Below are 12,086 nucleotides of genomic sequence, written 5' to 3'. Positions count from 1 at the left end.
CGCCGCCGGGCCCGTTGTCCGGGTGCCGGGGTGCGCCGGCGCGGGCGCGGGGGCCCCGCCGCTCGCGTCCCCCGGCCCCTCCGGGCGGCCGTCCGGGGGACCCGACGGAGAACGGAGCACCATGCCGGTCGACCTGTCCACCGCCGAGCCCGCCGACGTCCGCACCGCGCCCACCCCGCAGGGCCATGAGGCGCTGGTCCGCGAGGTGGCCCTGGTGCACGCCCGGGCGCGCGCCGCCGAGTACCTGGTGCGCGAGGACCCGGTGGCGGCCGCGCGGGCGCTGCGCGGGCTGACCGTCTCCAGCGGCGCGGTGTGGGACGCGCTGCGCACCGGGGCGCCCGCGCCACGGACCGGCGCGGTGGTCGTCACCGACCTGCTCGGCGCCTTCCGCGCCGCCGGCGGGTCGGTGCACCTCGTCGCCACCGGCCCGGAGCGGCGGCTGACGCCGGACGGCGCGGCCGCGGTGCGCGCGCTGGTCGAGGAGGTGCTGGCGGCGGGCGTCGACGCGGCCGGCTCGCTGTCGGTGGCGCTCACCTGGTCGACGGCGCACCTGGACGTGCTCCTCGTGCTCGGGCCCTCCGCCGACCCGTCCGCCGCGGAGCCGGTGACCGCGGCCGACCTGCTGCGCTCGGCCGGGGCGGTGCTGGCCGCCGGCGGGACGCTGCGGGTGGAGACGCCCGCGGCCGGCGGGACCGTCGTCGCGGCGTCCCTGCCGGTGCCCGCGCCGGCCCGGGCGGCGATCGCCGGCTGATGACCACCGGCTGACGACCACCGGCTGACGACCACCGGCTGACGACCGCCGCCTGATGACCACCGCCCCGCCCGGTCAGTGGGTGGAGGGCTCCTGCGCGACCTCGCGGCGGTCCTGCGACCACAGCGTGTGGAAGGTGCCCTCCCGGTCGATGCGCCGGTAGGTGTGCGCGCCGAAGAAGTCCCGCTGCCCCTGGATGAGCGACGCCGGCAGCCGGTCGGAGGCGAGCGAGTCGAAGTAGGCGAGCGCGGAGGAGAAGCCCGGGGCGGGGACGCCGGAGGCGGCGGCGATCCCGACGATCCGCCGCCAGGCGGCCTCGCCCCGCGCCACCGCGTCGGCGAAGTACGGGTCGACCAGCAGCGTCGGCAGCTGCGGGTCGCGCTGGTAGGCCTCCACGATCCGGTTGAGGAACTGCGCGCGGATGATGCAGCCGCCGCGCCAGATGCGGGCGATCGCGCCGAGGTCGATGTCCCAGTCGTAGGCGAGGCCGCCGGCCACGATGAGGTCGAAGCCCTGCGCGTAGGCGACCACCTTCGACGCGTAGAGCGCCGCGCGAACGTCGTCCTCGAAGCCCTCCGGCGCCGGGGCCGGGGCCGGGCGCTCGCCGACGCTGCGCTGCACCGCCGCCCGCTGCACCGGCTTGGACGACACGGCCCGCGCGAAGACCGCCTCGCCGATGCCGGAGACCGGGACCCCGAGGCCGACGGCGTTCTGCACGGTCCACACGCCGGTGCCCTTGGAGCCGGCCTCGTCGCGGATGACGTCGACCAGCGGGCGGCCGGTCTCGGCGTCCCGCTGCTTCAGGACCTCCGCGGTGATGTCGATCAGGTAGGACTCGAGGTCGCCGCGGTTCCACTCCTCGAAGACGCCGACGAGCGCGTCGGGCTCGTGCCCGCCGACCCGGCGCAGCAGGTCGTAGGACTCGGCGATGAGCTGCATGTCGGCGTACTCGATGCCGTTGTGGACCATCTTCACGAAGTGCCCGGCGCCGTCGGTGCCCACGTGGGTCACGCACGGCTCGCCCTCGGCGACAGCGGCGATCGACCGGAGGATCGGCCCCAGCGTCTCCCACGCCTCGTCGGAGCCGCCCGGCATGATCGACGGCCCGTTCAGGGCGCCCTCCTCGCCGCCGGAGATGCCGGTGCCGACGAAGTGCAGCCCCCGCTCCCGCAGCGCGTGCTCGCGGCGGATGGTGTCGTGGAAGTCGGCGTTGCCGCCGTCGACGATGATGTCGCCGGGCTCGAACCGCTGCGCCAGCTGCTCGATGACGGCGTCGGTGCCGCGGCCGGCCTGCACCATGACGATCGCCGTGCGCGGCCGCGCGAGGGAGGCGACGAAGGCGTCCATGTCGTGCGCCGCGACGAAGCCGAGGTCCTCGTGCTCGCTGAGCAGCTGGTCGGTGCGGGCGGTGGTGCGGTTGTAGACCGCCACGGTGTTGCCCTCGCGCGAGGCGAGGTTGCGGGCCAGGTTCGACCCCATCACGGCGAGGCCGACCACCCCGATGTTCGCCACTGCCTGCTCGGTCATCGCGCTCTCCTCGGGTGCGTCGGCTGCTCGGCGTCCGCGGTGATCCTCAGCCGTGCCGGGAGCGGTGTCCACGCCCTGCCGGTCCCCGGCTCGGGGACCGGCGGGGCGGGCACCGGCCGGGATGCGGACGTGCCGGCGGTCAGGCCAGCGTGGCGGCGTCGATGACGAAGCGGTACCGGACGTCGGAGGCCAGCACCCGCGCGTAGGCCTCGTTGACCCGGTCGGCGGGGACGACCTCCACCTCGGCGCCGATGCCGCGCTCGGCGCAGAAGTCGAGCATCTCCTGGGTGGCGGCGATGCCGCCGATCATGGAGCCCGCGAAGGTGCGCCGGCCGCCGATCAGCGACATCGCGTTCAGGCTCAGCGGGTCGGCGGGCGCGCCGACGTTGACCAGCGCGCCGTCGACGGCGAGCAGCGAGAGGTACGCGTCGACGTCGACGGCGGCGCTGACGGTGTTCAGGACCAGGTCGAACCGCCCGGCCAGGTGGCTGAAGGTCTCCGGGTCGCTCGTGGCGAAGTAGGCGTCGGCGCCCAGGCGCAGGCCGTCCTCCTGCTTCTTGAGCGACTGCGACAGCACGGTCACCTCCGCGCCCAGGGCGTGGGCGAGCTTGACGGCCATGTGGCCCAGCCCGCCGAGGCCGACGACGGCGACCCGCCGGCCCGGGCCGGCGCCCCAGCGGCGCAGCGGCGACCAGGTGGTGATGCCGGCGCACAGCAGCGGCGCGGCGGCCGCGGGGTCGAGACCGCCGGGCACGCGCAGCACGTAGCCGGCGTCGACGACGACGTGGGTGGAGTAGCCGCCCTGGGTCGTGGTGCCGTCGCGGTCGGTGCCGGCGTAGGTGGGGACCATGCCCTGCAGGCAGTACTGCTCGTCGCCGGCGCGGCAGTTCGCGCACTCGCCGCAGCTGTCGACCATGCAGCCGACGCCGACCCGGTCGCCGACGCGGTGGCCGGTCACGCCGGCCCCGACCTCGGCGACGACGCCGACGATCTCGTGGCCCGGGACGACCGGGAAGGGCTGCGGGCCCCAGTCGCCGTTGACGGTGTGGATGTCGGAGTGGCAGATGCCGGCGTACTCGATGGCGATGAGGACGTCGTTCGCGCCGACGTCGCGGCGCTCGATGGTGGTCGGGGCCAGGGGCTGCCCGGCGGCGGGGGCGGCGTAGGCGTTGACGCGCATGGGTCGGAGTGCTCCTCGGGGTGGTGCGGGTAGGTCGGTCGCCGGCGGGGGTGGCGGTGTGGGCCCGTCGGGGACGTCCACCACGGAACGCCGTCCCGCGCGGGCGTGGGAGGTCGGATCTGTGGGGGGTGGAGGCTCGACCCCCCTCCGCGGGCGGCGCGGCCTACCGTCGGCGGGCGTGGACAACCGCTCCGACATCCGCGAGTTCCTCGCCACCCGGCGCGCCCGGATCACGCCCGAGCGGGCCGGCCTGCTGCCCGGCGGCGGGCGGCGGCGGGTGCCCGGGCTGCGCCGCGAGGAGGTCGCCGTCCTCGCCGGGGTGAGCACCGACTGGTACACCCGGCTGGAGAAGGGCCACATCGCCGGCGTCTCGGAGGACGTGCTGGAGGCCGTCGCCCGCGCGCTGCAGCTCGACGAGGCCGAGCGCACCCACCTGTTCAACCTGGCGCGCGCCGCCGCGCGGCCGGCCCGCACGCCGCAGCGCCGCTCCCGGCCGCGGATCGCCCCCCGGGTGCAGTGGATGCTCGACGCGATGACGGGCTCGGCCGCGCTCGTCGCGAACGGCCGGCTGGACGTCCTGGCGACCAACGCCCTCGGCGCGGCGCTGCACGCCCCGCTGTTCGACAGCCCCCGCGGGCCGGCGAACTTCGCCCGCTTCCAGTTCCTCGACCCACGGGCGGGCGACTTCTACACCGACTGGGCCGGCGCGGCCAACACCACCGTGGCGCTGCTGCGGGGGGAGGCCGGGCGCCGCCCGCACGACGCGCAGCTGCGGGAGCTGGTCGGGGAGCTGTCCACGGTCAGCGAGGAGTTCCGCGTCCGCTGGGCCGCGCACGACGTGCGCATCCACCACAACGGGGCCAAGCAGTTCCGCCACCCCGTCGTCGGCACGCTCGAGCTGGGCTACCACACGTTCGACCTGCCGGCCGAGGACGCCGCGGACCTGCGCATGACGATCTAGACCGCCGAGCCCGGCACGCCGTCGGCGGACGCGATGGCGTTGCTGGCCAGCTGGGCGGCGACCCGGGCGGTGCCCGCGTCCGGTCCTGCCCCCGCCCCGACCGACCGCTCCTGACGGCGCGGTCGGAAGAGCGCGGTCGGGAGCGCTCGGTCAGGCGCCCGCGGCCCGCCGGCGCTCGTGCAGGCGGAGGCGGGCCATCAGGTCGCCGAACAGCAGCCGCGTGTCGACGTCGGTGTAGACCCGCCGTGCCGCGCCGCCCGGCGCGGCCGTGCTCTCCGTCCACGTGCTCGACGCGTCGTCCAGTGCGGTGACCAGCACCGGCGGGCTGTCGCCGAGCGGCCAGACCCCGCCGAGCCGGATCCAGTCCGGCAGCGGCAGCTCCAGGAAGCGGGTCCACAGCCACCGGCCCACCGCGCCGCTGCCGCCGAGGTCCTGCTCGAGCTCGGCCACCGAGTACGCGCAGCGCCGGTAGGTCTCCAGCGGGAACGAGCGGACGGCGAGCTCCGACCGGCCCAGCACGGCCGCGGCGGCCGCCGGGTCGGTGTCGCGGTTGTACTCGGCGGCCGCCTCGGCCAGCGCCCCGCCGACCCAGACCAGCGTCAGCCGGGTCGCGATGTCGGGCGCCTCGGCGAGCGCGGCGGCCACGTTGGTCAGCGGCCCGGCGCACACGAGGACCAGCGGCAGGTCGTCGTCGCGTCGCGCCTCCTCGACGATCGCCCGCGACGCGGCCGAGGCCGCCGACAGCGGCGCCCCGGCGTCGAACGGGTGTTCCGCCCCGGTGTGCACCGGCGGCCGGGACGGCCCGCCGACGAGGTCGACCAGCTCCCGGGCCAGCGCCGAGCCGCGCTCCGCCGTCGACCCCAGCGGGCCGAACACCGGGTTGAGCAGCGAGCTCGTGACGGCGACGACCCGGTTGGTGGGGGAGAGCAGGTGGTGGGCGAGGGCGACCAGCCCGTCGGGATCGCCGGCCCAGTCGTTGTCGACGACGACCCGGCACTGCTCGGCCAGACGCAGCTGCTCGGTGTGCTCCACGGTCGGAGGGTGGCGCTGCGGCCGCCGCCGCTGCCAGCCCGTTGCCGATGAGCGGCACCCGGGGTGGGCGCGCGGGGGGAATGCCGTGCCGGGCCAGGCGTTAGCATGAGCGGGCACCCGTCCCGGGACCGCGGCGGCCGTCCCCACGGCGGATCCGCCCCCGCGGGACCGCCCCCGTCGTCGCTCCCGCGACCGGCTCCGGCGGCCTCCGACGCTCCCGGCGCTGTCCGGCCGTCCGGTCCGGGCGAGCCCGGTCCGCGGGCGGTGCGGCTCGACGCCGCGGCTCCCGTGCCGCGGAATCACGGAGGAGTGGTCAGTGGCCCGACCCGGCCGGCGCCAGACGGGCGCTCGCCGCCCCGCCCCGCGCGACGCACGGCGCGTGCGCGAGGGCGGCGACGTCATCGCCGTGCTCGCGCGCGCCGTCCGCGGCCTGGAGGCCGCCGTCGGGCGCGGGCGGATGACGCCTGCCCTGCGCACGGAGTTCCAGGCCGTGGCTCTGCTGGTGCGCGAGCAGCACGCCCGGGTGCGCGCCGACGAGGGGCTCACCCCCGCCGCCCGCGCCGAGCAGCTCAAGCGCCTCGACGGCATCGGCACCATCCTCGCCAAGACCGCCGTCCGGGCCCCGGCCCTGCTCACCCTGCTCGCCGAGGACGCCGTCGTCTCCGACGCCGCGCGCTCCGCCGCGCGCGAGATCCTGCGCGAGGCCCGCGTCGAGACGCCCGAGCCGGCCGCCGAGCCCGAGCCGGAGCCCGTCGCCGCCCCGTCCGCGCCCGAGCGCCGGGTGGTCCCGCAGTCGGTGGTCTCCCGGCAGCTGGCCAACCCGTTCCTCGCCCCCGACTACTCGGCCGTGCAGCAGCGGCCGGCCCGGCCCTCGCGGCTGGCCGGCTGGGAGCTGATCGGCCCGCTGCTCACCTCCTTCGAGCGCGCCGGCAGCGGCGACGCCGCCTGCATGCCGCTGCCCCCGCCGTCGCCGGTGCGGGTGCCGGCCGGGCGCGAGCTCATGCCGCACCAGGCGCAGGTGGTCGCCGCGGCCGCCGAGGGCCACCGCACCTTCCTGCTCGCCGACGAGCCGGGCCTGGGCAAGACCGCGCAGGCGCTGCTGGCCGCCGAGGCGGCCGACGCCTACCCGCTGCTCGTCGTCGTCCCCAACGTGGTGAAGACCAACTGGGCGCGCGAGGCCGGCCTCTGGGTGCCGCGCCGCCCCGCGACCGTGGTGCAGGGCGACGGCGAGACCGTCGACGGGTTCGCCGACGTCGTCGTCGTGAACTACGACGTCCTCGACCGGCACGTCGGCTGGCTCGGCGACTTCGGGTTCCGCGGGATGGTCGTCGACGAGGCGCACTTCATCAAGAACAAGACCTCGCAGCGCTCGCAGCACGTGCTGCGGCTGTCGTCGCGGATCCGGGAGCGCACCGCTCGGGCCCTGCTCATGGCGCTGACCGGCACCCCGCTGATCAACGACATCGACGACTTCCGGGCCATCTGGCAGTTCCTCGGCTGGATCGACGACACCCAGCCGCTCGGCGACCTCGTCGAGGCGCTGGAGGCGACCGGGCTGACCCCCGCCGACCGCGGCTTCTACCCGGCCGCCCGGCGCTGCGTGGTCGACCTCGGCATCGTCCGGCGCCGCAAGGTCGACGTCGCCGCCGACATCCCCGCCCGCCGGATCGCCGACCTGCCCGTCGAGCTCGACGGCGCCGCCGGCCGCTCGATCCGGGCTGCCGAGGCCGACCTCGCCCGCCGGATGGTCGCCCGCTACGAGACGGCGCTGGCCGCCCGCTCCGACGTCGAGGAGCCGGCCGGCGGCATCGACCCGGCGCTGGTGCGCCGGGTGGCGCGCGCCGAGCTCAAGGACGCGACCGCGGGGGAGTCCGGCGAGAACGTCTTCAGCATGATGCGGCGGATCGGCCGGGCGAAGGCGGGGCTCGCCGCCGACTACGCCGCCCAGCTGGCCCGCAGCGCCGGCAAGGTCGTGTTCTTCGCCAAGCACGTCGACGTGATGGACGCCGCCGAGGAGACCTTCGAGCGGCAGGGCGTGCGGTTCACGTCGATCCGCGGCGACCAGACGCCGCGGGCGCGCCAGCAGGCGGTCGACGCGTTCGTGCAGGACCCCGACGTCGCGGTGGTGGTCTGCTCGCTGACCGCGGCCGGCGTGGGCCTGAACCTGCAGGTGGCGTCCAACGTGGTGCTGGCCGAGCTGTCGTGGACCGACGCCGAGCAGACGCAGGCGATCGACCGCAGCCACCGGATCGGGCAGACCGAGCCGGTGACCGCCTGGCGGATCATCGCCGCGCAGACCCTCGACGCCCGCATCGCCGAGCTCATCGACAGCAAGGCGGGCCTCGCCGCCCGGGCGCTCGACGGGTCCGACCAGGAGGTCTCCTCCTCGCCGGACGTGCAGCTCGAGGCGCTCGTCGCGCTGCTCACCGACGCGCTCGCCGCCCGCGCCGCCGCCTGACGGCCCCCCGGCCCCCGCGCCCGTCCCACCCCGCTCCGGCGGCCGTCCCCCGGGCGGCCGCCGGCCGCGTGGCCGGCGTCACTATGGTCGGCCGGGGCGGCCCGGAGGGGGCCCAGGAGCCGGGGAGAGCGATCGTGCAGTTCAGCGAGCAGGGGACGGCGGCCCTCGCGGAGGTCCGCCGGTTCATGGACGACCACGTGTACCCGAACGAGCAGCTCTACGCCGAGCAGCTCGAGGAGGTCGGACCGACGGGCTACCCGCCGGTGATGGACAAGCTGAAGGCGGCCGCGCGCGAGCGGGGGCTGTGGAACCTCTTCCTGCCGCACCTCGAGCCCGACCACCCCGGCACGAAGCTGACCAACCTCGACTACGCGCCGATCTCCGAGGAGCTGGGCAAGGTGCCCTTCGCCTCCGAGGCGCTCAACTGCAACGCGCCCGACACCGGCAACATGGAGGTGCTCAACCTCTACGGCTCGCCGGAGGTCAAGCAGCGCTGGCTGCTGCCGCTGCTGGAGGGCGAGATCCGCTCGGCGTTCTGCATGACCGAGCCGGACTCCGCGTCCTCCGACGCCACGAACATCGGCCTGCGGATCGAGCGCGACGGCGACGACTACGTGCTCAACGGCCGCAAGTGGTTCAGCTCCGGCGCGCTGGGCGAGCGCTGCCGGGTGTTCGTCGTCATGGGCAAGACCGACCCGACGGCGCCCCGGCACACCCAGCAGTCGATGATCGTCGTCCCCAAGGACACCCCCGGCGTCTCCTTCGGCCGCAGCCCCATGGTGTTCGGCTACCACGACCGCGGCGGGCACCCCGAGGTCGTCTTCGAGGACGTGCGCGTGCCGGCGGACAACCTGCTCGGGCAGGAGGGCAGCGGCTTCGCCATCTCCCAGGCGCGGCTGGGCCCCGGCCGCATCCACCACTGCATGCGCTCGATCGGCGCGGCCGAGCGGGCGCTGTCGCTGATGGTGGCGCGGGCCCTGCAGCGGGAGACCTTCGGCTCGTCGGTGGCGCACAAGGGCCTGGTGCAGGACTGGATCGCCGAGTCGCGCATCGAGATCGACATGGCCCGCCGCTACGTCCTGCACACCGCGCACCTCATGGACACGGTGGGCAACAAGGCCGCCGCCACCGAGATCTCCGGCATCAAGGTGGCCGTGCCCAACATCGTGCTCAAGGTGATCGACCGGGCCATCCAGGTGCACGGCGCGGCCGGGGTCACCCAGTACACGCCGCTGGCCGAGATGTACGCCCACCAGCGGACGCTGCGCATCGCCGACGGCCCCGACGAGGTGCACAAGATGACGATCGCGCGCCGCGAGATCCTCAAGCACGACCCGGACTTCCGGATGTCGGGCAGCGGCACCGCCAAGCCGTGGACGGTCACCGACCAGCGCGACGACGTCCAGGTGTTCCAGCGCCCGTAGCCGGCCCGTCGCCGTCCGGCGGGCCGGGGCCCCTAGGGGACCAGGGCCCGCCGGACGACCAGGCGCAGCGCCGCCCGCCGGCGCTCGTGCTCGGCCTCGTCCTCGGCGGCCGACGCCGTGTACGTGCCGCTGACCGGCGACCACGTGCCCGCCAGCGCGATGACGATCGAGTAGACCTCGTCCGGGCGGATGCCGCCGACGATCCGCCCCTCGGCCTGGGCCCGGGCGATCGCCTCGTGCTTGGGCCGCGCCAGCGCCGCGTGCCCGGCCAGCAGGTCGCCGGCCGGCACCCGCTCCAGCCGGTTCCAGCTGGTCAGCCGGATCAGCTCGGGGGAGGCGAGGTAGGAGTCGTAGAGGCGGACGGCGTAGCCGGGCAGGTCGTCGGCGTCGAGGGGCACCGTGTCGACGATGCGGTGCAGCTGCGCGTCGAAGACGGCGTCGAAGAGCCCGTCCTTGCTGCCGTACCAGGCGTACATCTGCGCCTTGTTCACCCCGGCCGACGCGGCGATCCGGTCCACCCGCGCGCCGGCGATGCCGTACTCGGCGAACTCCGCCGTCGCGGCCGCCAGCACCCGCTCCCGGCTGCGCTCCCCGTCCCGTCCCACGGCTCCACCCTACGAGTAACCAACCAGTTGGTTAGTCTCGGGGCATGGCACGCATCGAGAGCCGCTTCGGCAGCACCAGCACCGCCCGCGAGGTCGTCGAGGGCATCGACCTGACCGGCCGCCGCGCCGTGGTCACCGGCGCCTCCTCCGGGATCGGCGTCGAGACCGCGCGGGCCCTGGCCACCGCGGGGGCCGAGGTCGTCCTCGCCGTCCGCGACGTCGCCGCCGGCGAGCGCACCGCCGCCGACATCGCCCGCACCAGCGGCCGCGACGACGTGACCGTCGCCCGGCTCGACCTCGCCGACCTCGCCTCGGTCGACGCGTTCACCGCCGCCTGGTCCGGGCCGCTGCACGTCCTGGTCGCCAACGCCGGCGTCATGGACACCCCGTTCGGCCGCACCCGCCAGGGCTTCGAGACGCAGTTCGGCACCAACCACCTCGGCCACTTCGCGCTGGCCACCGGCCTGCACGGCGCCCTCGCGGCGGCCGGCGACGCGCGGGTCGTCGTCGTCTCCTCCAGCGGGCACGCCGCCTCGCCGGTGGTCTTCGACGACCTGTTCTTCGAGCGCCGCCCCTACGACCCGGGCCTGGCCTACGGGCAGTCGAAGACCGCCAACGTCCTGTTCGCCGTGGAGGCGACGCGGCGCTGGGCGGCCGACGGCGTCACCGCCAACGCGCTCATGCCCGGCGGCATCTGGACCCCGCTGCAGCGGCACTGGAGCCCCGAGCAGCGCGCGGCCGCCGAGGAGCAGGCGCGCCGGGCCGAGGGCGCGGGTCTGTTCGCCATGAAGACGCCGGAGCAGGGCGCCGCGACGTCGGTGTTCCTCGCCACCGCCCCGGAGGTCGCCGGCATCGGCGGGCGCTACTTCGAGGACTGCCGCGAGGCCGAGGTGGTCGACCGCCTGCAGGGCCTGCACGGCGTCGTGCCGCACGCGCTCGACCCGGTCGCCGCCCGCCGCCTGTGGGACGTCAGCCAGGAGCTGGTCGACGCCGCGCGGGCCGCCGCCTGACCTCAGGTCATGTCCACCGCGATCTTCAGCTGCCCCGGCCGGGGGCTGATCGCGGCGGTGAAGGCGGCCTCGACGTCGGCGACCGGGTGCACGTGCGTGACGTACCCCTCGCGCAGCTCGGGGTGCGCGGCGAGGAACTCACCGGCGTCGGCGAGCACCCGGCGCCGCTCGAGGGTCACCCCCGAGCGCAGCGTCAGGTTCTTCCGGAGGAAGGTCATCATGTCGAACGGGTAGACCGGGTCGTCCGGGACGCCGAAGTAGAAGACCTGCCCGCCGGGCGCGGCGGCGTCCAGCGCCGGCTGCAGCGTGGACACCTGGTGGCCCACCGCCTCCACGACGACCGACGGGCGGTCGGCGTCCGCCAGCCCGGCCGACCACCGCTCCGCCCGCGCGGTGACGGTCTCGTCCACGCCGAAGACGCCCGCGACGTCGCCGCGGTCGACCGGGTCGACGCCGGTCACCCGCGCGGCGCCGCGGGCCTTCAGCACCGAGCTGAACAGCAGCCCGATCGGGCCCTGGCCGATGACGGCGACCGACTGGCCGGTGACGTCGCCGAGCTGCTCGACGGCGTAGAGCACGCAGGCCAGGGGCTGCAGCAGCACGGCGGTCGACGGCGCGAGCGAGGGGTCGTGCGGAGCCAGCCCCTCGCCGTCGGTGACCACCAGCTCGGCGATCGCGTCGAACATCGACGCCCAGCCGACGACGAGGTCGCCGGGGGAGTGGTCGGGGTGCCGGCTGGCGACCACCTCACCGGCGACCTCGTGCATCGGGAAGCCCGGCGCGCGGGTGGCGCCCCAGCCGTCCTCGGCCGCCGGGTGCGGCCACACGCCGCCGCGGAAGTTGGGCAGGTCGCTGCCGCAGATCGCCCCGGCCCGCGGGGCGAGCAGCACGTGCCCGGGCGGCAGCGCGGCCGGGTCGGGCGCGGCCACCTCCACCTGCTCGAAGCGGAACGGGCCGCGCAGCGTCTGCGCCCACATGGGTCCTCCTCCGTCCTGGCCGGCGGGAGCGGGCCGCCGTCCACCGGTCTGCAGGATGTCCGGGGCCGGCCGCGGCGGCCACCCCGGCGGCCACCCCGGGCCCCGGATCGCGCCGCCACCCGCCGACCGGTAGGACGGGGGGCGGGGCGCCCCTCCCGCCC

At 76.1% G+C, this 12,086-nt stretch carries 10 protein-coding genes; 5 read left to right on the top strand and 5 right to left on the bottom strand.

Going from position 1 to position 12,086, the window contains the following annotated elements; genetic code table 11:
* Positions 1–121 precede the first annotated feature (121 nt).
* A complete protein-coding gene (locus tag WA616_RS02160) occupies positions 122–751 on the top strand; it encodes a hypothetical protein (RefSeq protein WP_336026903.1) in 630 nt (209 codons plus the stop codon).
* A 75-nt stretch (positions 752–826) separates the two neighbouring features.
* Here the strand turns inward: WA616_RS02160 and gndA are convergent, their stop codons facing one another.
* Together gndA and WA616_RS02150 are read right to left on the bottom strand one after the other, a co-directional pair.
* Positions 827–2,278, bottom strand: coding sequence for an NADP-dependent phosphogluconate dehydrogenase (gene gndA / locus WA616_RS02155; protein ID WP_336026901.1), 1,452 nt, complete (start codon positions 2,276–2,278; stop codon positions 827–829).
* A gap of 139 nt (positions 2,279–2,417) precedes the next feature.
* On the bottom strand, positions 2,418–3,458 hold the full coding sequence (locus tag WA616_RS02150; protein WP_336026900.1) for an NAD(P)-dependent alcohol dehydrogenase: 1,041 nt from the start codon (positions 3,456–3,458) through the stop codon (positions 2,418–2,420).
* Between the two features lie 178 nt (positions 3,459–3,636).
* Between WA616_RS02150 and WA616_RS02145 the strand changes: the two genes are divergently transcribed.
* Positions 3,637–4,419 carry a helix-turn-helix transcriptional regulator gene (locus WA616_RS02145; protein WP_336026899.1) on the top strand — a complete coding sequence of 261 codons (783 nt, stop codon included), beginning with the start codon at positions 3,637–3,639 and terminating at the stop codon, positions 4,417–4,419.
* 150 nt (positions 4,420–4,569) lie between these two features.
* On the opposite strand, the gene WA616_RS02140 is transcribed toward WA616_RS02145, so the two are convergent.
* A complete protein-coding gene (locus WA616_RS02140) occupies positions 4,570–5,451 on the bottom strand; it encodes a nucleoside hydrolase (RefSeq protein WP_336026897.1) in 882 nt (293 codons plus the stop codon).
* A 379-nt stretch (positions 5,452–5,830) separates the two neighbouring features.
* On the opposite strand from WA616_RS02140, the gene WA616_RS02135 reads away from it, so the two are divergent.
* A complete protein-coding gene (locus WA616_RS02135; protein WP_336026896.1) occupies positions 5,831–7,909 on the top strand; it encodes a DEAD/DEAH box helicase in 2,079 nt (692 codons plus the stop codon).
* Between the two features lie 134 nt (positions 7,910–8,043).
* On the top strand, positions 8,044–9,333 hold the full coding sequence (locus WA616_RS02130) for an acyl-CoA dehydrogenase family protein (protein ID WP_336026894.1): 1,290 nt from the start codon (positions 8,044–8,046) through the stop codon (positions 9,331–9,333).
* Between the two features lie 32 nt (positions 9,334–9,365).
* Here WA616_RS02130 and WA616_RS02125 read toward each other — a convergent pair whose 3' ends face one another.
* Positions 9,366–9,938 (bottom strand): TetR family transcriptional regulator, encoded by a 573-nt coding sequence (locus tag WA616_RS02125; protein WP_336026892.1) that lies wholly within the window; start codon positions 9,936–9,938, stop codon positions 9,366–9,368.
* A 44-nt stretch (positions 9,939–9,982) separates the two neighbouring features.
* On the opposite strand from WA616_RS02125, the gene WA616_RS02120 reads away from it, so the two are divergent.
* On the top strand, positions 9,983–10,948 hold the full coding sequence (locus WA616_RS02120) for an SDR family NAD(P)-dependent oxidoreductase (RefSeq protein WP_336026890.1): 966 nt from the start codon (positions 9,983–9,985) through the stop codon (positions 10,946–10,948).
* A gap of 2 nt (positions 10,949–10,950) precedes the next feature.
* On the opposite strand, the gene WA616_RS02115 is transcribed toward WA616_RS02120, so the two are convergent.
* Entirely contained in the window at positions 10,951–11,925 is a 975-nt protein-coding gene (locus WA616_RS02115) for a zinc-binding dehydrogenase (protein ID WP_336026889.1), read from the bottom strand.
* Positions 11,926–12,086: the final 161 nt, after the last annotated feature.

Origin of the sequence: Geodermatophilus sp. FMUSA9-8 (genome assembly GCF_037034165.1) — a bacterium.
GTDB lineage: Bacteria > Actinomycetota > Actinomycetes > Mycobacteriales > Geodermatophilaceae > Geodermatophilus > Geodermatophilus nigrescens.
This window is presented reverse-complemented; position numbering and strand designations above follow the sequence as displayed.